The sequence below is a fragment of the Agromyces indicus genome, assembly GCF_031432295.1.
Taxonomy (GTDB): Bacteria; Actinomycetota; Actinomycetes; order Actinomycetales; family Microbacteriaceae; genus Agromyces; species Agromyces indicus.
On sequence record NZ_JAVKGS010000003.1, the window covers coordinates 526,318 to 546,048 of the forward strand.

16 protein-coding genes are annotated in these 19,731 nt (G+C 74.5%); 8 read left to right on the forward strand and 8 right to left on the reverse strand.

Annotated elements, in window-relative coordinates:
* Window positions 1-12: 12 nt before the first annotated feature.
* Window positions 13-372 carry a hypothetical protein gene (locus RH861_RS12375; protein ID WP_248599783.1) on the reverse strand — a complete coding sequence of 120 codons (360 nt, stop codon included), beginning with the start codon at window positions 370-372 and terminating at the stop codon, window positions 13-15.
* 176 nt (window positions 373-548) lie between these two features.
* Between RH861_RS12375 and RH861_RS12380 the strand changes: the two genes are divergently transcribed.
* Window positions 549-2,651, forward strand: a complete 2,103-nt coding sequence (locus RH861_RS12380) for a RecQ family ATP-dependent DNA helicase (RefSeq protein ID WP_310521224.1) — start codon at window positions 549-551, stop codon at window positions 2,649-2,651.
* Between the two features lie 10 nt (window positions 2,652-2,661).
* Here the strand turns inward: RH861_RS12380 and paaZ are convergent, their stop codons facing one another.
* From paaZ to RH861_RS12405, 5 genes are all read right to left on the reverse strand, one after another.
* The gene (paaZ, locus tag RH861_RS12385; RefSeq protein ID WP_310521225.1) at window positions 2,662-4,737 is read right to left on the reverse strand and encodes a phenylacetic acid degradation bifunctional protein PaaZ; all 2,076 of its coding nucleotides are present in this window, start codon (window positions 4,735-4,737) and stop codon (window positions 2,662-2,664) included.
* Between the two features lie 61 nt (window positions 4,738-4,798).
* On the reverse strand, window positions 4,799-5,698 hold the full coding sequence (locus RH861_RS12390; RefSeq protein WP_310521226.1) for a 3-hydroxyacyl-CoA dehydrogenase family protein: 900 nt from the start codon (window positions 5,696-5,698) through the stop codon (window positions 4,799-4,801).
* The gene (locus RH861_RS12395) at window positions 5,695-6,465 is read right to left on the reverse strand and encodes an enoyl-CoA hydratase/isomerase family protein (protein WP_310521227.1); all 771 of its coding nucleotides are present in this window, start codon (window positions 6,463-6,465) and stop codon (window positions 5,695-5,697) included. The genes RH861_RS12390 and RH861_RS12395 overlap by 4 nt, the downstream gene beginning before the upstream one ends.
* On the reverse strand, window positions 6,462-7,664 hold the full coding sequence (locus RH861_RS12400) for a thiolase family protein (protein ID WP_310521228.1): 1,203 nt from the start codon (window positions 7,662-7,664) through the stop codon (window positions 6,462-6,464). Before RH861_RS12400 ends, RH861_RS12395 begins: the two co-directional genes overlap by 4 nt.
* A 265-nt stretch (window positions 7,665-7,929) precedes the next feature.
* Window positions 7,930-9,756: a DEAD/DEAH box helicase gene (locus RH861_RS12405; RefSeq protein ID WP_310521229.1), complete on the reverse strand. Its 1,827-nt coding sequence runs from the start codon at window positions 9,754-9,756 to the stop codon at window positions 7,930-7,932.
* Window positions 9,757-10,042: 286 nt separating this feature from the next.
* Here RH861_RS12405 and RH861_RS12410 point away from each other — a divergent pair, with 286 nt between their 5' ends.
* The 6 genes from RH861_RS12410 to RH861_RS12435 all read left to right on the forward strand — a co-directional run bounded on the left by RH861_RS12410 (window position 10,043) and on the right by RH861_RS12435 (window position 16,244).
* Window positions 10,043-10,570: a GNAT family N-acetyltransferase gene (locus tag RH861_RS12410; RefSeq protein ID WP_310521230.1), complete on the forward strand. Its 528-nt coding sequence runs from the start codon at window positions 10,043-10,045 to the stop codon at window positions 10,568-10,570.
* A gap of 10 nt (window positions 10,571-10,580) precedes the next feature.
* Window positions 10,581-11,738: a hypothetical protein gene (locus tag RH861_RS12415; RefSeq protein WP_310521231.1), complete on the forward strand. Its 1,158-nt coding sequence runs from the start codon at window positions 10,581-10,583 to the stop codon at window positions 11,736-11,738.
* 79 nt (window positions 11,739-11,817) lie between these two features.
* Complete coding sequence (locus tag RH861_RS12420) at window positions 11,818-12,831, forward strand: alpha/beta hydrolase fold domain-containing protein (RefSeq protein ID WP_310521232.1); 1,014 nt, start codon at window positions 11,818-11,820, stop codon at window positions 12,829-12,831.
* Window positions 12,832-12,874: 43 nt separating this feature from the next.
* On the forward strand, window positions 12,875-13,870 hold the full coding sequence (locus RH861_RS12425) for a YihY/virulence factor BrkB family protein (protein ID WP_310521233.1): 996 nt from the start codon (window positions 12,875-12,877) through the stop codon (window positions 13,868-13,870).
* A 56-nt stretch (window positions 13,871-13,926) separates the two neighbouring features.
* Window positions 13,927-14,514 carry an antibiotic biosynthesis monooxygenase gene (locus RH861_RS12430; RefSeq protein WP_067948140.1) on the forward strand — a complete coding sequence of 196 codons (588 nt, stop codon included), beginning with the start codon at window positions 13,927-13,929 and terminating at the stop codon, window positions 14,512-14,514.
* Window positions 14,511-16,244 (forward strand): glycosyltransferase, encoded by a 1,734-nt coding sequence (locus RH861_RS12435; RefSeq protein WP_310521234.1) that lies wholly within the window; start codon window positions 14,511-14,513, stop codon window positions 16,242-16,244. Before RH861_RS12430 ends, RH861_RS12435 begins: the two co-directional genes overlap by 4 nt.
* Before the next feature lie 34 nt (window positions 16,245-16,278).
* Here the strand turns inward: RH861_RS12435 and RH861_RS12440 are convergent, their stop codons facing one another.
* Both RH861_RS12440 and RH861_RS12445 read right to left on the reverse strand, forming a co-directional pair.
* Entirely contained in the window at window positions 16,279-17,223 is a 945-nt protein-coding gene (locus RH861_RS12440) for a quinone oxidoreductase family protein (protein ID WP_310521235.1), read from the reverse strand.
* Between the two features lie 38 nt (window positions 17,224-17,261).
* On the reverse strand, window positions 17,262-18,038 hold the full coding sequence (locus tag RH861_RS12445) for an IclR family transcriptional regulator (protein ID WP_248599795.1): 777 nt from the start codon (window positions 18,036-18,038) through the stop codon (window positions 17,262-17,264).
* Between the two features lie 82 nt (window positions 18,039-18,120).
* On the opposite strand from RH861_RS12445, the gene hutH reads away from it, so the two are divergent.
* Window positions 18,121-19,731 (forward strand): histidine ammonia-lyase, encoded by a 1,611-nt coding sequence (gene hutH / locus RH861_RS12450; protein ID WP_310521236.1) that lies wholly within the window; start codon window positions 18,121-18,123, stop codon window positions 19,729-19,731.

Genomic DNA, 19,731 nt, shown 5'->3' on the forward strand with positions numbered 1-19,731 from the left:
CGGGGGCGTCGGTCAGAACTCGTCGTAGGCGCTCAGCAGGTCGGAGTGCCCGTTCCCCTCGCCGTCCAACCGGATCGTCGGGCTCCGGCCGAACGCCGCCGCCCGGTGCCGGATGAGCGCGGCGGCCGCCTCGTCGTCGGGGTGCGAGTCGATGGCCGTCGACTCCTCCCACTTCGCCTCGCTGGCCAGCGGCATCCCGTCGCCGATGAGGAGCCGCATGCGGCCGACCGAACCGTCGATGCGGCGGGTCCGCACGTGCACGACATCGACCCGCGCGCGACGCGCGAGCGTGAGGGCGTAGTCGAGGAGCGCGTCGGCGACGATGTCGGCGACGATGAACTCGCCGCCGGCGTAGGTGATCCGCTGCGCCATGTCGCGCCTCCTCGAACGTATCGTCCGTGTGCCCCAGGGTCCGGGGGGCGCATGCGGATGCATTCTACTCGCGGCTTCCGGACGCGCTCAGGGGGGTTGCGCATCGCGAAACCGGGCCGGGCTGATCCGGTCGGACCGCCCGCGCGGCTGTCGGCGGCATCCGCCAGAGTGGAGCCATGACCTCCGTCGACGCGCCCTCCGCCACCCGCGCCGAGGCGCTCGCCGCGCTTCGCGACCTCGTCGGTCGCCCCGATGCCGACTTCCACGAGGGCCAGTACGAGGCCATCGAGGCGCTCGTCGACGGGCGGCGCCGTGCGCTCGTGGTGCAGCGCACGGGCTGGGGCAAGTCGGCGGTGTACTTCGTCGCGACGCTGCTGCTGCGCCGTCGCGGCGGCGGGCCGACCGTGCTCGTCTCCCCGCTGCTCGCGCTCATGCGCGACCAGATCGCCGCGGCGGAACGCGCCGGCGTCCGCGCCGTCGCCATCAACTCGACCAACCCGCACGAGTGGGCCGACGTGCAGCAGCGGCTCGCCGATGACGCCGTCGACGTGCTCCTCGTCTCGCCCGAGCGCCTGAACAACCCGGCGTTCCGCGAGCAGCAGCTGCCGTCGCTCGTGCGGCGCATCGGCATGCTCGTGGTCGACGAGGCGCACTGCATCAGCGACTGGGGGCACGACTTCCGCCCCGACTACCGGCGGCTGCGCGACCTGATCGCCGAGATCCCGACTGGGGTTCCGGTGCTCGCGACCACCGCCACGGCGAACAGCCGGGTGGTGGCGGATGTCGCGGAGCAGCTCGGGTCGGGCGCCGACGTCCTGACCATCCGCGGCCCGCTCGCCCGCACCTCGCTCCGACTCGGGGTGCTGCGCCTGCCCGACGCGCCGACGCGGCTCGCCTGGCTGCTCAGCCACCTCGATGACCTTCCGGGCTCGGGCATCATCTACGCGCTCACGGTCTCGGCGGCGAACGACACCGCCCGGCTGCTGCGCGAGCGCGGCCACGACGTGCGCGCGTACACCGGCCAGACCGACCCGGGGGAACGCGAGGAGTCCGAGGGGCTGCTGAAGCGCAACGAGGTGAAGGCGCTCGTCGCGACGAGCGCGCTCGGCATGGGCTTCGACAAGCCCGACCTCGGGTTCGTGGTGCACCTCGGGGCGCCGTCGTCCCCCGTCGCCTACTACCAACAGGTCGGCCGCGCCGGCCGTGCGAGCGAGAATGCCGACGTGCTGCTGCTCCCCGGCCCCGAGGACCGCGCCATCTGGCACTACTTCGCCACCGCGTCGATGCCCGATGAAGACCGCGCGCGGCGCGTCATCGACGAGCTCTCCGACGTTCCGCTGTCCACGCCGGCGCTCGAGGCGCGGGTCGACATCCGGCGCACCCCGCTCGAGCTGCTGCTCAAGGTGCTCGACGTCGACGGCGCCGTCCGGCGCGTGCAGGGCGGCTGGGTCGCCACGGGCCTGCCGTGGTCGTACGACGCCGACCGCTACGCGCGCATCGCCGCCGAGCGCGAGGCCGAGCAGCAGCACATGATCGAGTACGAGACGACCGACGGATGCCGCATGGAGTTCCTGCAGCGCTCCCTCGACGACGACACCGCGAGGCCGTGCGGCCGCTGCGACAACTGCGCCGGTGCGTGGTACCCGGGCGAGCTCGACTCGGAAGCCGCCGAGGCGGCGGCCGCCGCGCTCGATCGCGTCGGCGTGCCGATCGAGCCGCGCCGGGCGTGGCCGACCGGTGCCGATCGCCTCGGCGTCCCCGTGAAGGGCCGCATCGCTGCGGGCGAGCAGGCCGCCGAGGGGCGCGCGCTCGCGCGGCTCACCGACCTCGGCTGGGGCGGCACGCTCCGTGAGCTGTTCGCGGCGGGAGCCGGCGACCGACCGGTCCCGCCGCAGGTCATGGCGGCGTGCGTACGCGTGCTCGCCGACTGGGGCTGGGCCGAGCGGCCCGTCGCCGTGGCATCCGTGCCGTCCCGCTCGCGCCCGCAGCTCGTCGACTCGCTCGCCCGCGGGCTCGCCGAGGTCGGTCGCCTGCCGTACCTCGGCGCGCTCGCCCCCGCGGACGGCGGGCCGTCCGGCGCGCCCGGCGGCAACAGCGCGTTCCGCCTCGCGGGCGTGTGGGACCGCTTCTCCGCCGACGCGCTCGAGGTGCCCGCCGGCCCGGTACTGCTCGTCGACGACCTCGCCGACAGCCGCTGGACCTTCACGGTTGCCGCGCGCGCCCTCCGGCAGGCGGGCGCGACCGGCGTCCTGCCGTTCGCGCTCGCCCTCCGCGGCTGACCGCGCTCGCCTACGCCGGCTGCGGCACGGGCGTCGGCTCCTTGGCGACGAGCGTGAGCACGTCGTAGGTCGCGACGATCTCGTCGTCCTGGTTCTTCAGCACCGCGTCCCAGCGCACCTCGCCGTACTCGTCGGTCTCGCGCGGCGAGATCTCCTTGGCGGTGAGCTCCACGCGGATCGAGTCGCCGGGCGACACGGGCGTGATGAAGCGCAGGTTCTCGAGGCCGTAGTTCGCGAGCACGGGGCCGGGCGCGGCATCCACGAACAGGCCCGCGGCCCACGACACGAGCAGGTAGCCGTGCGCGACCCGGCCGGGGAAGAACGGGTTCGCGGCCGCGGCCTCCTCGTCCATGTGCGCGTAGAACGTGTCGCCCGTGAAGTTCGCGAACGTCTCGATGTCCTCGAGGGTCACGGTGCGCGGCTCGGACGCGACCTGGTCTCCGATGCGCAGGTCGGCGAGCGACTTGCGGAAGGGGTGCGGCTGCCCCGCGGCCTGGTACGGGCGCGCCTCGGCGCCCGAATGCCAGACGCCGGTCAGCGCGGTGAGCATCGCGGGCGAACCCTGGATCGCGGTGCGCTGCATGAAGTGCTTGACGGCGCGGATGCCGCCGAGCTCCTCGGCGCCGCCCGCGCGGCCGGGTCCGCCGTGCACGAGGTGCGGCACGGGCGAGCCGTGGCCGGTCGACGAGCGCGCGTCGTCGCGATCGAGGAACAGCAGGCGGCCGTTCATGGGCGCGATGCCCGTCGCGAGGGCGACCGCGACCTCAGGGTCGTGGGTCGCCACGCTGGTCACGAGCGAGCCGCCGCCGCGCGCCACGAGGTCGACGGCCTGGTCGATCGAGTCGTAGGCGATGACGGATGCCACGGGGCCGAACGCCTCGACCTCGTGCACCGCCGGCGCCGTGGCATCCGCGAACTTCAAGAGCATCGGCTCGACGAACGCCCCCTCGGCCGCGGCGCCCGCCGGTGCCTCGGTGGAGCCGATGACGAGCTCGCCGCCGGCATCCTGCAGCTTGCGCACCTGGCGCAGCACCTCGTCGCGCTGGCCGGTCGAGGCGAGCGGACCCATGGTCGTGCCCTCCTGGCGCGGGTCGCCCACGACCACGCGCTCGGCGAGCCGCTCGCGCACCGCGTCGACGAGCGCGTCCACGGATGCCGCGGGCACGATCGCCCGGCGGATGGCGGTGCACTTCTGCCCGGCCTTCGAGGTCATCTCGGTGACGAGCTGCTTGACGTAGGCGTCGAACTCGGGCGTCTCGGGCGTGGCATCCGTGCCCAGCACCGACGCGTTGATCGAGTCGGTCTCGCTCGAGAACCGCACCCCGCCGGTCTGCACCGAGTCGTGTGCGCGCAGGCGCTCGGCGGTCGAGGCCGAGCCCGTGAACGCGACGAGGTCGCCGAGGCGGAGGTGATCGAACAGGTCGGGCACGCTGCCCGACACGAGCTGCAGCGAACCGGCGGGCAGCAGGCCCGACTCGACGAGGATGCGGACGTACGCCTCGGTCAGGTAGCCGGTGGGCGTCGCGGGCTTCACGACGGTCGGGACGCCCGCGAGGAACGCCGGGGCGAACTTCTCGAGCGAACCCCAGACGGGGAAGTTGAAGGCGTTGATCTGCACGGCGACGCCGGGCAGGCGCGTGTAGACGTGGCGGCCGATGAACGAGCCGTCCTTCGACAGCGGTTCGACCGGGCCGTCGACGAGCACCTTGCCGTTCGGCATCTCGCGGCGACCCTTCGACGAGTAGGTGAAGAGCACGCCGATGCCGCCGTCGATGTCGACCCACGAGTCGCGCTGCGTCGCGCCGGTGCGGGCCGACAGCTCGTACAGCTCGGCCTTGCGCTCGGTGAGCACGAGCGCCATCTGCTTGAGCAGCACGGCGCGCTGGTGGAAGGACAGCTCGCCGAGCGACTTCTGGCCGACCGTGCGGGCGTGCTCGAGCACCGCGGCCAGGTCGAGGCCTTCGGTCGAGACCCGGGCGACGACCTCGCCGGTCGACGCGTCGCGCACCTCGGCAGCGGATGCCGCGGCGTCGTCGCCGGGCGTCCACCATGCGTCGCGGACGTAGCTGGGCAGGATCTCGGTCATCTGGTTTCACTCCTCGGTGGTCGAGTAGCACCGCCGGAGGCGGCGCGTATCGAGACCCGCACTACTGCGCGTCCCACAGGTAGAAGCCCTCGCCGGTCTTGCGACCGAGCTTGCCCTCGGCGACCATGCGGCGCAGCAGGGCGGGCGGTTCGAATCGCTCGCCGAGCTCGCCCGCGAGGTACTCGGCGATGCCGAGCCGCACGTCGAGGCCGACGAGGTCGGTCAGCTTCAGGGGGCCGACCGGGTGCTTGTAGCCGAGCGCCATGGCGGCGTCGATGTCCTCGGCGGAGGCGACGCCCTCCTCGAGCATGCGGATCGCCTCGAGTCCCAGCGCGACGCCGAGCCGGCTGGAGGCGAAGCCGGGGGCGTCGTGCACGATGATCGGGGTCTTCCCGATCGCCTGCACCCAGCCGCGGGCCTCCTCGACGAGCGCGCCGTCGGTGCCGGTGCCGCGCACGACCTCGACGAGCGCCGACGCGGGCACCGGGTTGAAGAAGTGCATGCCGAGGAACCGCGCGGGCCGGTCGAGGCGCCCCGCGAGCTCGTCGATCGAGATGGACGACGTGTTGCTCGCGAGGGCGGCATCCGCTGCCAGCACGCCCTCGACGCGGGTGAGCGCGTCGACCTTGAGGTCGAGGTCCTCGGGGACGGCCTCGACGACGAGCCCGGCATCGGCGAACCCGTCGACCTCGGTCGCCACGGCGAGGCGCCCGCCGAGCGCTTCGGCGGTCTCGTCGGTGGTGCCGCGGGCGACGGATGCCGCGACCGAGTCGAGCACGCGCCCGCGCGCCCCCTCGGCCGCCGCGTCGTCGCGCTCGACGACGGTCACGTGGGAGCCGGCGAGCAGGAACGCGTGCGCGATGCCCGCGCCCATGCGGCCGCCGCCGAGCACGCCGACGCGTTCGGGTGCGCCGCCCGGTGGTCGAGTAGGCGCGTCAGCGCCGTATCGAGACCTGCTCACTTCTTCCGCCTCTCCAGGAACTCGGTCATGCGACGGTGCTTCTCCGGGCTCTCGAAGAGCTCGGCCTGCACCTCGAGGTCGACGCGCGGGTGATCCGCGCGGGGTGCGCGCAGGACGCGCTTGGTCGCGATGGTCGCGGCGCGGTCGTTCTTCGCGATGCGGTCGGCGAGCGCGTGCGCCTCGGCGAGCAGCTCGCCGACCGGGTGCACCCCGGTGACGAGTCCGATCGAGAGCGCCTCGGCGGCGTCGACGATGCGGCCCGTGAGCAGCAGCTCGGCCGCGCGGGCCTCGCCGACGATCTCCTTCAGGCGCCAGGTCGCCCCGGCGGCGGGGATGATGCCGAGTCCCGTCTCGGGGTTGCCGAAGCGCGCGTCCGGCGTCGCGATGCGGATGTCGGCGGCGTACGCGAGCTCGGCGCCGCCGCCGAGCGCCCAGCCGTCGACCGCCGCGACGACGGGCATCGGCAGCTCGTTGATGCGCACGAAGGCGTTCGCGTTGATGCCCGCGAGCGCGTCGGCGGCGCGTCGCTCGCGCAGCTGCGCGATGTCGGCGCCCGACGCGAAGACGCCGTCCGCACCGGTGAGGATGAGGATGCGCGGGTCGGCCTCGAGCTCCGCGCAGAGCGCGTGCAGGGCGTCGATCGTGGCCTGGTCGATCGCGTTGCGCTTGTCGGGACGGTTCAGCGTCGCCACGACGCGGTCGTCGCGACGCTCGACGAGGACCGGCTCCGGCGTCTCGGGGCCTACCGCGACATCCGGCGCGTTCATCGCATTCCCTCGACGATGAGCGCCGAACCCTGCCCGACGCCGACGCACATCGTGGCGAGCCCGTAGCGGGAGCCCTCGCGCTCCATGCGCCCGAGCAGCGTCACGACGAGCCGGGCACCGGACGAGCCGAGCGGGTGGCCCAGCGCGATCGCGCCGCCGTCGGCGTTGACGATCTCGGGGTCGAGCCCGAGCCGGCGCATGCTTGCGAGCGACTGCGTCGCGAACGCCTCGTTGAGTTCGATCGAGCCGAGGTCGCCGACGCCCAAGCCCGCGCGAGCCAGCGCCTTCTCGGTGGCCGGCACCGGTCCGAGGCCCATGATCTCGGGCGCGAGACCCGCGGAGGCGCCCACGACCACGCGGGCGCGCGGCTCGAGCCCGTACTTCTCGACGGCGGCCTCGCTCGCGACGACGATCGCGGACGCGCCGTCGTTGAGCGAGCTCGAGTTGCCGGCGGTCACGACCGAGCCGCCCCGCACGACCGGCCGCAGCCCGGCGAGCGCCTCGAGCGACGTGTCGCGGCGCGGGCCCTCGTCGACGAGCACCTCGCCGTGTCCGGTCGGCACGCCCACGATCTCGGCCTCGAAGCGGCCGCCGTCGATCGCGGCCGCCGCGCGCTGCTGGCTGCGGAGCGCGAACGCGTCGGCGTCCTCGCGCGTGATGCCGTCGACGCGGGCGACCTCCTCGGCCGTCTCGGGCATCGAGTAGGTGGCCTTGTCGCGCGCGAGCAGGGTCGGATTCGGGAAGCGCCAGCCGATCGACGTGTCGTACGCGTCGCCGGGCTTCGCCCACGGCTTCGCAGGCTTGGCCTGCACCCAGGGCGCGCGGGTCATCGACTCGACGCCGCCGGCGACGACGAGGTCGGCGTCGCCCGCGCGGATCGCCTGCGCCGCCATCGTGATCGCCGACATGCCCGACGCGCAGAGGCGATTGACGGTGATGCCCGGCACCGAGTCGGGCAGGCCCGCGAGCAGCACCGACATGCGGGCGACGTTGCGGTTGTCCTCGCCGGCCTGGTTGGCGGCGCCGAGGATGATCTCGTCGATCGCGCCCGCCTCGATGGCGGCCTGCTCGAGTCCGGCCCGCCGCACCGCCTCGCCCACGACGAGGCTCGCGAGGTCGTCGGGTCGCACGCTCGCGAGCGCACCCCCGTAGCGACCCACCGGGGTCCGCACTCCGCCGACGAGGTACGCGTCCGCCATGCCCACTCCTGACCACGTTGTCGGGGATGTCCGTCGCCGGCGCGGGGCGAGCGCGGCATCCGCTCTCGGCTGCGCTTTCACAACCGACCGTTCAGTCAGTAAGTATGCCGAACGGATGCCGCATCCGCCAGTCGGGCGCCCCCGACCCACTCCCCCGACCGGCATTCCCGTTCTCAGGAGCCGCCGCTCGGTGCACCGCGTTTCTCAGGACGACACGCGGGGGTTCGCACCGTGGTGCGGCGCGCCGTCCTGAGAAACGAACGGGTCAGAGGGCGCTGAGCACCTCGTCGCCGAGGCGCACGTCCTCGAAGTCGACCTCGATCTCGGCGCGGCCGAGCAGGTCGGCCAGGCGGCGCTGGCGGTTGCGCGGCACCAGGGTCACGACGCGACCCTCGCGACCGGCGCGACCGGTACGGCCCGAGCGGTGCAGGTACGTCTTGTACTCGTCGGGCGCGTCGGCCTGGATGACGAGGTCGATGTCGTCGACGTGGATGCCGCGGGCGGCGACATCCGTCGCGACGAGCACGTCGACCCGACCGCTCGTGAGCTGCTGCAGGTTCCGGGTGCGGCGCGACTGGTTCAGGTCGCCGTGCAGCGCCACCGCCAGGATGCCGGCGTCGGCGAGGTGATCCGTGAGGTCCTCCGCGAACGCACGCGTGCGCGAGAAGACCAGGGTCTTGCCCTCGCGGTCGGCGAGCTGGGCGACGATGTCGCGCTTGTCGCGGTTGTCGATCACGAACACGCGGTGCTCGATCGTGCCCGACGCCTGGTCTTCACCGGCGACCTCGTGCACGGCCGGGTCGACGAGGAACTCGTCGACGAGCGTCGCCACGCCCGAGTCGAGCGTCGCCGAGAACAGGAGCTTCTGGCCGTCCGGCGCGGTGCGGCGGAGGATCCGCTGCACCGGCTCGAGGAAGCCGAGGTCGCACATGTGGTCGGCCTCGTCGAGGATCGTGATCGCCACCTCGCTGAGGTCGAGACGGCCCTGCTCGATGAGGTCCTCGACACGACCGGGCGTGCCGATGACGATGTCGACGCCGCGCTGGAGTGCGCCGACCTGGCGGCCCTGGGGCACGCCGCCGTAGATCTGCGTCGTGAACAGGCCGACGCTCTGCGCGATGGGCTGCACGGTGCGGTCGATCTGCAGGGCGAGCTCGCGAGTCGGCGCGAGGATCAGCGCGCGGGGCTTGCGGCCGAACTGGCGCTTGCCGCCGGCGCGGCCGCCGTTCTCGGCCCAGAGCGTCATGAGGCGCTCCACGGTCGGCGCACCGAACGCGATGGTCTTGCCCGACCCGGTGCGGCCGCGGCCGAGCACGTCGCGACCCTCGAGCACGACGGGGATGGTGGCGGCCTGGATCGGGAACGGCGTCCCGGCGCCGAGCTCCTTCAGGGTGCGGACGATGTTGCCGCCGAGGCCGAGGTCGGCGAAGCCGATGCCGTCGACCTGCTCGGCCTGGATGGCCTCGGCCTGGAGGCGCTCGAGCACGACGTCGTCGGCCGGAGCGAAGCGCTCGGCCCGCTCGGGCGCCGGGTAGAAGGAGGAGGGCCGGCGCTCAGAGTCGCGGAAGCCGGGACGGTCGAATTCGCGGTCGCGACGGGGGGCGCGGTCGAACTCGCGGTCGCGACGGGGGGCGCGGTCGTCGCGGTCTCGATACGCGCCGCTCCGCGGAGCTACTCGACCACCGGCGGCGCGGTCGTCGCGGTCGAACCGGCGCGGGGCGCGGTCGTCGCGGTCGAACCGGCGCGGGGCACGCTCGTCGCGGTCGAACCGGCGCGGCGCGCGGTCGTCGCGGTCTCGCGACGCGCCGCCGCGCGGAGCTCCTCGACCGGCGATGGCACGGTCGTCGCGACGACGCTCGTCGCGACCGGGTCGCTCGGCGCGGTGCGGCGTGCGGCCGGACTCGACGCGCTCCTCACGGCTCCAGCGCGCCTTGCGCGGCGCCTCGGCCTCCTCGGGGCGGTAGCCGCGGTGGCCCGGGCTGCGCGAGCCGGGCTTGCGCTGCGCCGAGCCGCCCGAGCGGCCGCCCTTCGCGTACGAGGGGTCGAAGTTGCGGGCGGGGCGTCCGCCGGCGGGCTTCTTGTTCTTGGGCATGGCTGCTTCCTGGGTTGTACTCGTGTACATGGCAGCCGGGCACGCTGGCGCGACCTGACTGAGAACCCGGGCAGTCGTCGACCGGGGCCGTTCACATACATGTGACTATCCGCCGCGGAGTGCAGCGGAACCGGCCCTCAGGACTCACAAACCCATCCGCGCACGGCGCGGTGTCCAGAACCGACCTTCCAAGGGTACCGGAGGTGCTCCTGTGAATCCGCCCGGCAGCCCACCCGCGATGACGGAACGTAACGACCCGGTAACGCGGATCGCGTACGCTCTCGCCGTGACCACACCGCTGTCGATCTCCATCGAGTCGCCCCGCGAGCCGGGCATCGATCGCCTGCTCGCCGGCAGTACCGCCCACGCGCAGTCCCTGTACCCGCCGGAGTCGAACTTCCTCCTCGAGGTCGAGGAGCTCGAGGCACCGGGCACGACCGTGTACGTGGCGCGCGGCATCGACGGCGCGGCGCTCGGCATGGCCGCCCTGGTGGAGTCCGACGGACTCGGCCCGGCTCGCGGCGAGCTGAAGCGCATGTTCGTCCACGACGACGCGCGCGGCCTCGGGGTGGGCAGCGCGCTCATCGAGCGAATCGAGACGGATGCCGCGGAGCGCGGGATCCACGAGATCCTCCTGGAGACCGGCCCGCTGCACCACGCGGCGCTCGCGCTCTATGCGAAGCACGGCTACCGCCGGATCCCGCAGTTCGGGCAGTACGTCGGCGAGCGGTTCAGCGTCTGCATGTCGAAGTCGCTCGTCGGGTTCGCGAGCGGGCCGCGCACGGGCGAGGTCCCGGTGGCGGTCGGCGAGTAGCCTTCTTCGCGTGCTCGCGTTCATCTCGGCCGTCGCCTTCGGCGTGACGCTCGGGGGTGCGATCGGCGCGATCGCGACGGGCGACCCGCGCTACATCGTCGCGTGGAGCCTGGCCCTCCCGATCGCCATCGTGTCCGCCGTGTTCGCCTTCCTCCGGTCGGTCGGCGCCGTCGGGCGCGCCGCCGGCACCGGCGCTGCGCCACCGGCGGGCGAGCTCGCGCTGGCGCGCGTCGAGCGCATCGGCCGGACCGGCCTCACCGTCGGCGGGCAGCCGCAGGTCGAGCTGCTCCTCACGGTGGCTCCGCGGTTCCGTGCCGCGTACACGACGACGCACCGCGAGGTCGTCGACGTCGTGGCGATCCCTCGCGTGCAGCCGGGCGAGGTCGTGGTGGTGCGGCGGCCGGATGACGCGGCTCCCGGGGTCGTGCTCGAGCTCGATCCTCCGCCCGAGTGGGCGCGGCTGCGCGACGCCGAGCAGCTGCGGACGGGCGCCGAGCGCACGGTTCCGCTCGCGGAGCAGGCGCCGAAGTGGGAGCCCATCGAATCGGCCGCGACATCCGCAGTATCCGCCGGCCGCAGCGCGACCGCACCGCACCGGGTCGCATGGCGCGTGCTCCTCGGGGGCCTCGCGGTCGCGACCGCGGCCGTCGTGCTGATCCCGGCGTACGACGCGATCGGGCGCACGGCGCGGGCGATCGCCTCGGGCGACCCGTCGTCGGCCGGCGTGGTCCTCGGCGACCGGCATCGCGAGATCGTCGACGCGCTCGTCGCGGAGACCGGCGGCACGCGATTCGCGAGCATCGGGTTCTACGGCGAGTACGCGCTCGCCTCCGCGCCGAGCGAACCCGGCGCGCTCACCATCGACTCCTACGAGTACCGCTACGACCGCACCTCGCACGGCGGACCAGACCCGATCCAGCCGGACGATCCCGAGGCCGCGCTGTTCGACGTCGGCGACGTCGACTGGGATCGCATCCCCGCGCTCATCGACGCCGCCGAGGAGCACTCGGGCATCGCCGAGCCGACGGGCGTGATCGTGACCGTGTCGCGTTCGCCGGTGGCGGATGCCACGGGCGTGCTGCCGCTCCGGATGCTCGTGATGCTCGACTCCGCGTACGAGGACGCCGTGGTGCCGTTCGACGCGACGACGGGCGAGCTGCTCGGCTGACGGACCGGGGTCGCATCCGGAGGGCGGCATCCGTTCGAACGTGAGGTAGCATCACCTCACCCCTGAACCCGGAGCCCCCGTGACCCCCACCCGAATCTCCGGCGGTCGCGGAGGCCGGCGCCGCCGGTCCGTCCGGGTCGCCCTCGCCGTCGCCGCGGCGCTCTCGATCGCGGCTGCCGTCTCGGCGTTCCACCAGCCGGTGCGCGAGCTCGACCCGACCGCCGAGCAGGCCTCGAGCGAGGTCGCGGGCGCCGAGATCATCGGCATCCGCACGTTCGAGCCGCCCGCCGGCCTGCGCGTGGATGCCGACCTGCAGTACGGCATCGCCGCCGACGGCACGCTGCTCACGCTCGACGTGTGCCGTCCGCCGGCCGACGCCGTGGGCGGGTCGCAGCCGGTCGTGGTGTCGGTGCACGGCGGCAGCTGGGCCCGCGGCGACAAGGCGAACGCCGACTGGCGCAACGTGTGCCTGTGGCTGGCGAGCGAGGGCTTCGTCGCGGCATCCGTCAACTACCGCCTCGTGCCGGAGGCGCGCTACCCGGCCCAGATCGACGACGTCGCGGCGGCGGTCGCCTGGCTGCGCGAGCCCGCGCAGGTCGAGCGCTTCGACCTCGACCCGGCCCGCATCGGCGTCTTCGGCGGCTCGGCCGGCGGGCACCTCGCGGCGCTGCTCGGCATGCTCGGCGACGGGCCGCTCGACACGGGGTCGCGCGTCGCCGCCGTCGCACAGCTGTCGGGCCCCGTCGGCCTGGGTGCCGCCGAGCTCGAGGCCGACGGCGCCTCGGAGTGGCTGCGCGGCATCGTCGGCGAGTTCCTCGGCTGCGAGCCCGCGGCCGACGACGCGGCGTGCCCGCAGGCGATCGAGGCGTCCGCGACGGCGCACGTCGATCCGAGCGACCCGCCCGTGCTGATCGGCCACGCGGCCGACGAGGTCGTCCCCGTGGGTCAGGCGGAGCGGTTCGCGGCCACACTCCGCGCCTCCGCCGTGCCGGTCGAGGTCGCCCTCGTCCCCGGCTCGGCCCACTCCATCGGCATCCTCGACGCGCGCCTCCGCGAGCGCGTCGCCGCATTCCTGCACACGCACCTCGGGTAGGCAATCCCCTGCGCCGACGTCGGGCCGTGCCTAGGCTCGGGTCATGCTCACGACGACGGCGACCCGTCCCGACTGGCAGGTCATCGCGACCCGCACCGTGCACGAGTTCCGCATCCACCAGTGCTGGGACCTGGCCGCCGCCCTCACGTACTACGTGGTGCTCACGGTGTGCCCCGCGCTGCTCGCGGCGGCCGCGCTGCTCGGCGTGTTCGGCAGCGCCGACGAAGTCGCCCGCGGTGCCCTCGCCGCCGTGCGCGACCTCGGCGGCGAGGACGTCGCGTCGGCGCTCACCGAGCCGCTCGACCAGCTGCTGAACGCCTCCCGCGCCGGCCTCGCGCTCGCGACCGGCCTCGTGGTCACCCTCTGGACCGTGTCCGGGTACCTCGGCACGTTCGGGCGAGGCATGAACCGGATCCTCGGCGTGCCCGAGGGCCGCCCGTTCTGGAAGTCCCGCCCGGCGATGCTGGGCGCGGCGGCCGTGCTCGTCGTGCTCGGCTCGCTCGTCGCGGTGGCGCTCGTCGTCAGCGGCAACGTCGCGACGGCCATGTTCCGCGCGCTCGGCATCGACGACGGCTGGGTGCTCATCTGGGATCTCGCCAAGCTGCCGTTCGTCGCCGTCCTCGCGGGCCTCATGCTCGCCGTGCTGTACTGGGCCGCTCCGAACGTGCGCCGACCCCGCCGGCGGTGGATATCCGTCGGCGCGGGGGTCGCGCTCGCCGTCTGGATCATGACGACCGTGCTCTTCGGCCTGTACGTGTGGAACTTCGCCAGCTACGACCGCGTCTACGGCGTGCTCGGCGGCATCCTCGCCTTCCTCCTGTGGACCTGGCTCGGCAACATGGCCGTGCTGGTCGGCGCGGTCCTCGACTCCGAGGTCGAGCGTGCCCGGCAGCTCCGTGCGGGGATCCCCGCGCAGGAGGCGCTCCGGCTCGAGCTGCGCGACGAGCGCCTCGTGCACCTCAACCGCGAGCAGCGGGAGGCCGACATCCGCGCATCGGCCCGGATGCTCGCCGGCGCACGGCAGGAGGGCGCCGGATGAGGCCGGCCGGCGGCATCCGTTACGCACCGGCAACGCGCGTGGGGTTCGATGGTGGCATGGCCAGCGAACCGATCACCGTCTCGATCCGCCGCGAGGTGGATCCCGACCGCATCGCCGAGGCGACCGTCTGGGTGCAGACGGGCGTGAACCTCGCCAACCGGTACCCCGGCTTCCTCGGGTCGGGCTGGGTGCGGGCGGGCGACGACTCGACGGTGTGGCACATGCTCTACCGCTTCTCCGACGAGCAGACGCTCGCGGCGTGGGAGGACTCCCCCGAACGCGCATGGTGGCTCGAGATGGGGCGCGGGTTCGTGCGCGACGAGCGGGCGAAGCGGCGCACGGGCATCGAGGGCTGGTTCGACGACCCGCCCACGGGCTCGGTGCCCTCGGTGACGGATGCCGCGGAGCCGGCCGCCCTGCCGGCCGCGCCCCCGCGCTGGAAGCAGGCGGTGAGCATCTGGCTGGGCTTCTTCCCGGTGAACCTCGTGTTCGCGCTGCTCATGGCGTTCGTCCCGGGCTGGGACGACGTGCCGCTGGCGCTGCGCGTGCTCGCGACGACCCTCGTGCTGACGCCGATCATGACGTACTGGGTGCTGCCGTGGGTGACGCGGATGCTGCGGAACTGGCTGGTGCCCGCCGCATGACGCCGCGAGAGGACCACGAACTCCTGCCGCACGGTCGGCAGCTGGCCGTGACGTGGAGCATCCCCGATGCGGCCGGCGGCATGACGGGGGCGATGCTGCGGCGGTCGCGTTCGTTCGTGCGGCTCGCCGGCGCCGAGGTCGACGTGCTCACCTTCGACGCGCGCACCGACTACCCCGCCGTGCGCGAGCGGCTCGAGGCGCGCGGCGAGCTCGTGCCGGGGCTGCGCATCCGCAACCTCTACGAGGAGCTGCGGGGCGACCCGGCCGACGCCGGACCCGGCACCGTGGTCTCCCGGGAGGTCGCGCGCGGCGTCCGCGTCGAGCACCGCCGCGCCGACGGCTCGCTCGCGGTGCTCGACGAACAGCCGCGGAACGACGGGGTGCGTCGTCGCATCACGGCCTTCGACCGCGAGGAACGGCCGGTTCGCCGGTGGGAGTCGGCGTGGGCCTGCTACGCCGACTGGATCGCCGACGTCTCGGGCGACGGGCCTGCGTTCGCGATCGTCGACAGCAAGACCGCGGCTCGGTTCATGGCGCGCGTGCACCTGCCCGAGGTCGTGACGCTGCACGTCGTGCACAACGCGCACCTCTCGGGGCGGGGTCGGCCGCTGGGGCCGCTCCGCGCGTCCCGGCGCGACGCGCTCTCGCGTCCGGAGCGGTTCGATGCGGTGGTGTTCCTCACCGAACGGCAGCGAGCGGATGTCGTGACCCTCCTCGGGGACGGCGGCAACCTCGCCGTCGTGCCGAACGCCACCCCCGCCCCGATCGACCCGGCCGCTCCGGAGCCGGCCGCGGACGACGCGACGCGCGACCCCGCATCCGTCGTCGTCGTCGCGGGCCTGACCGGACGCAAGCGCGTGCACCACGCGGTCGAGGCGGTCGCACTCGCGCGCGCGAACGGCGTTCCCGCGACGCTGCGCATCTTCGGCTCCGGGCCCGAGCGGGCGCGCCTCGACGCCGCGGTGCACGATCGCGGCCTGGCCGAGGTCGTCGAGTTCGCCGGGCACCGCACGGACGCCGCCGAGGCGTTCGCCGAGGCATCCGTCACCCTGCTCACGAGCACGTCGGAGGGCGCGCCGCTCGTACTGCTCGAGGCGATGTCGCGCGGCTGCGTGCCGATCGCGTACGACATCCCCTACGGACCGGCCGACCTCATCGAGCACGGCGTCGACGGGTTCCTCGTCGCGCCGGGCGATGTGCAGGCGCTCGCCGACGCGGTCCGGCACGTGGCGGAACTCCCCGAGGCGGATCGGGCGCGGCTGCGGGCGGCGGCCCGAGCGGCCGCCGCGCGCTTCGGCGACGCCGAGGTCGTCGCACGATGGGGCGAGGTGCAGCGCCGGGCGGCGGTCCGCCATCGCGCGGTGCCGCTGCCGGCGTTCGAGGTGGGGCGGCTGCGACTGCGGCGCCCCGGCGACCGCCTGCGCCTCTCGGCGCGACTCGAGGGCGTTCCGGATGGCGCGGGCGTGCTGGTGCGCCTCGAGCGGCGGGCGTCGGGTGTCGTCCTGCGGCGGCGCGCCGAGCTCCGGCGCGGGCGCGTCGAGCTGCGGCTCACGCCGGAGGAGACGGCGTTCCTCGGCGAGGGGTCGCTGCACGTGGGGTTCGTCGTGCTCGACGGCGACCGTCGCGCCGAGGTGACCGCGGGTCGCGTGCATCCCGACACGCGTCCGCTGCCGCGCCGGGTGACGGCGGGGGCCCGATCCCGCCTCGGCCGCGCGCGACGGCGGGGCTGAGCGCGGCCGCCACCGCGGGGAATGACGGCAGGGCTTAGGGCACGAGCACGAGCTTGCCGCGCACGTGGCCGTCCTCGCTCTCGCGCTGGGCGTCGGCGGCCTCCGCGAGCGGGTACCGGCCGGAGATCTCGACCTCGAACCGCCCCTCGGCCGCGAGTCGCGCGGCCTCGGCGACGCCCTCCGCACGCAGCCGGACCTCCTCGGGTCCCATCGTCGACGGGATCGCGCCGGACCAGGTCCGGATGCCGAGGTCGGCCGCGTCGGCCATGCGGACGATCGTCGCGACGCGGTCGCGGTCGGGCACGAGCTCGAGGCTCGCCTCGATGGCCTCGTCGGTGCCGGCCCCATCGAGCGCGACGTCATAACCGTCCGGCGCGGCCTCCCGCAGGCGGTCGACGAGTCCGGGCCCGTACGCCACGGGGACGGCGCCGAGCTCGCGCAGGCGGTCGTGATTCGCGGGCGAGGCGGTCGCGACGACCCGGGCCCCGAAGGTCCGCGCGAACTGGATGGCGGCCTGTCCGACGCCGCCGGAGCCGGCATGCAGGAGCAGCGTCTCGCCCTCGCGCAGGCCGAGCGAGCGCAGCACCTGGTACGCGGTGCCCGCGGGGATGCCGAGGGCCGCTCCCTGCTCGAAGCTCAGCTCGGCGGGCTTGGGCACGAGCTGGTCGGGCGTCGCGACGACGTGGCTCGCGTACGCCCCCGACGCGCCGTGCACGATGACCTCGTCACCCGGCCGCACGCCGTCCACGCCGTCGGCGACGGCGACGACGACGCCCGCGGCATCCGCCCCCAGACCCTGCGGCCGGCTGAAGTCGCGCGTGCCGCGCCGGCCGCTGCGGATCTTCGAGTCGACGGGGTTCACGCCGGCGGCGCGCACCTCGACCACGACGCCGCCCTCGGGCGGGTCGGGCACCGGGCCCTCGACCGGGGTGAGTACCTCGGGTCCGCCGTGCTCGGTGTACCGGATGAACTGCGCCATCGTCGCCTCCTCGTCGTGGCTCTCCACGGTAGCCGCGGTCAGCGGGTGCCACGGATCCGGCGCGACAGGGTCGCCGCCGCGTCCGTCACCGCGCCGGTCGCCGCGCGGACGAGCTCGTCGGACGACCCCTCGGCGAAGGTCACGGCGATCGCGGCCGCGGGCCAGCCGAGGTGGTCGACGACGGCCGCCCCGACCGAGGCCAGGCCGCTCGTCACCTCGCCGTGCTCGCCGGCGACGCCCGCGGTCCGCACCTCGGCGAGGACCGACTTCAGGCGCGAGTAGGTCCAGGGCGCGGCATCCGCGGGGCCGGACGCGCGCTCGGCGAACGCGGCGCGATCGGGGTAGAGCGCCCGGAGCTGCGCCGGCGGGAGCACCGCGAGCATCGCCCGGCCGGACGCGGTCAGGTGCGCAGGCAGGCGGACACCGACGTCGGAGACGAGCGACGGGCGCCTGGCGGCGCGCTCCTCGACGAGGTAGAGCACGTCGCGCCCGTGGAGGACCGCGAGGTGGCCGGACTCGCCGAGCCGGTCGACGAGGCCGGCCACGAGCGGTCGCCCGAGCCGCGTGAGCGGCTGCTGGCGGCTGAAGCCGCTCGAGAGCTCGAACGCGGCGACGCCGAGCCCGTAGCGGCGCTCCTCGGGCAGGTGCACGACGAAGCCGCGTTCCTGCAGCACCGCGAGGAGCTGGTACGTCGTGGAGCGCGGCAGCCCGAGCGCCGTCGCGATCGCGGCGGCGGGTGCGGGGCCCCGCTGGGCGGCCAGGTGCGTGAGGATCGCGAGCACCTGGTCGGCCGCCGGCGCCTTCGGCTCCGCCATCGCACCTCCTCGTCCGGGATCCCGGACGCCAGCGTACTACGGGGCGTTCCCGCGCGCACCGCCCCGGTGTGGAATCGGTGACATGAGCACCATCGCGCCCGAGAACGCCCGCACCGCGGCATCCGTCGACGCCGTCACCGTCGGCACCGGACCGCTCACCATCGACGAGGTCGTCGCCGTCGCCCGTCACGACGCGCGCGTCGTGCTCGACCCGACCGCGCTCGAGGAGGTCGCCGCGAGCCGCGCGATCATCGAGGGCCTCGCCGCCGACCCGGAACCGCACTACGGCATCTCGACCGGGTTCGGTGCGCTCGCGACCACCTTCATCGCCGAGGACCGCCGCGCGCAGCTGCAGGCGAGCCTCGTCCGCTCGCACGCCGCCGGCTCGGGCGCCGAGGTCGAGCGCGAGGTCGTGCGCGCCCTCATGCTGCTGCGGCTCTCGACGCTCATGACCGGCCGCACGGGCGTGCGCCGCGAGACGGCCGAGACGTACGCCGCCATCCTCAACGCGGGCATCACCCCGGTCGTGCGCGAGTACGGCTCGCTCGGCTGCTCGGGCGACCTCGCGCCGCTCGCCCACTGCGCGCTCGTCGCCATGGGCGAGGGCGAGGTGCGCGTCGACCCCGCCGGTGATCGAGGAGCGAGGGCCGGCGAGCGTCCCGAGACCACGGATGCCGCGTCCGCCCTCGCCGCCGCCGGCATCTCGCCCGTGCGCCTCGGCGAGAAGGAGGGCCTCGCCCTCATCAACGGCACCGACGGCATGCTCGGCATGCTCGCGCTCGCCATCCACGACCTCCGCACGCTGCTGACCACGGCCGACGTCGCAGCCGCCATGAGCGTCGAGGGCCTGCTCGGCACCGACGCCGTGTTCGCCGCGGACCTGCACGAGCTGCGCCCGCAGCGCGGCCAGGCCGTGTCGGCCGCGAACCTCCGCCGGCTGCTCGCGGGCTCCCCCATCGTCGCGAGCCACCAGGGCCCCGAGTGCACGCGCGTGCAGGACGCCTACTCGCTGCGCTGCGCCCCGCAGGTGCACGGCGCGGCGCGCGACACCCTCGCCCACGCGGCATCCGTCGCCGAGGCCGAGCTCGCGAGCGCCATCGACAACCCGGTGCTCACGCCCGACGGGCGCGTCGAGTCGAACGGCAACTTCCACGGCGCCCCCGTCGGGTACGTGCTCGACTTCCTCGCGATCGCGGTGGCGGATGTCGCCTCGATGAGCGAGCGCCGCACCGACCGCTTCCTCGACCGGGCCCGCAGCCAGGGCCTGCCGCCGTTCCTCGCGCACGAGGTCGGCGTCGACTCCGGGCTCATGATCGCGCAGTACACGGCCGCGGGCATCGTGTCGGAGCTGAAGCGCCTCGCGGTGCCGGCGTCGGTCGACTCGATCCCGTCGTCGGCCATGCAGGAGGACCACGTGTCGATGGGCTGGGCCGCCGCGCGCAAGCTGCGGCGCGCGATCGACGGGCTCACGCGCGTCCTCGCGATCGAGGTGCTCACCGCGGCGCGCGGCCTCGCGCTCCGCGCGCCGCTCGCGCCCGGCGCCGCGACGGGCGCCGTGGTCGCCCTCGCGGTCGAGCGAGGCGGGGCCCCCGGCCCCGACCGCTTCCTCGCCCCCGAGATCGAGTCGGTCGTCGAGGCGGTGGCCTCGGGCGAGGTCGTCTCGCGCGCGGCATCCGTCGTCGATCTCGGTTGA

Bases quoted from the DNA above. Each gene is read 5' to 3' on its own strand.
- RH861_RS12430 (WP_067948140.1), top strand. From the start codon at position 13,927: ATGGCCAGCGAACCGATCACCGTCTCGATCCGCCGCGAGGTGGATCCC.
- RH861_RS12395 (WP_310521227.1), bottom strand. From the start codon at position 6,465: ATGAACGCGCCGGATGTCGCGGTAGGCCCCGAGACGCCGGAGCCGGTC.
- RH861_RS12435 (WP_310521234.1), top strand. From the start codon at position 14,511: ATGACGCCGCGAGAGGACCACGAACTCCTGCCGCACGGTCGGCAGCTG.
- RH861_RS12380 (WP_310521224.1), top strand. From the start codon at position 549: ATGACCTCCGTCGACGCGCCCTCCGCCACCCGCGCCGAGGCGCTCGCC.
- RH861_RS12425 (WP_310521233.1), top strand. From the start codon at position 12,875: ATGCTCACGACGACGGCGACCCGTCCCGACTGGCAGGTCATCGCGACC.
- RH861_RS12440 (WP_310521235.1), bottom strand. From the start codon at position 17,223: ATGGCGCAGTTCATCCGGTACACCGAGCACGGCGGACCCGAGGTACTC.
- hutH (WP_310521236.1), top strand. From the start codon at position 18,121: ATGAGCACCATCGCGCCCGAGAACGCCCGCACCGCGGCATCCGTCGAC.
- RH861_RS12400 (WP_310521228.1), bottom strand. From the start codon at position 7,664: ATGGCGGACGCGTACCTCGTCGGCGGAGTGCGGACCCCGGTGGGTCGC.
- RH861_RS12375 (WP_248599783.1), bottom strand. From the start codon at position 372: ATGGCGCAGCGGATCACCTACGCCGGCGGCGAGTTCATCGTCGCCGAC.
- paaZ (WP_310521225.1), bottom strand. From the start codon at position 4,737: ATGACCGAGATCCTGCCCAGCTACGTCCGCGACGCATGGTGGACGCCC.
- RH861_RS12405 (WP_310521229.1), bottom strand. From the start codon at position 9,756: ATGCCCAAGAACAAGAAGCCCGCCGGCGGACGCCCCGCCCGCAACTTC.
- RH861_RS12445 (WP_248599795.1), bottom strand. From the start codon at position 18,038: ATGGCGGAGCCGAAGGCGCCGGCGGCCGACCAGGTGCTCGCGATCCTC.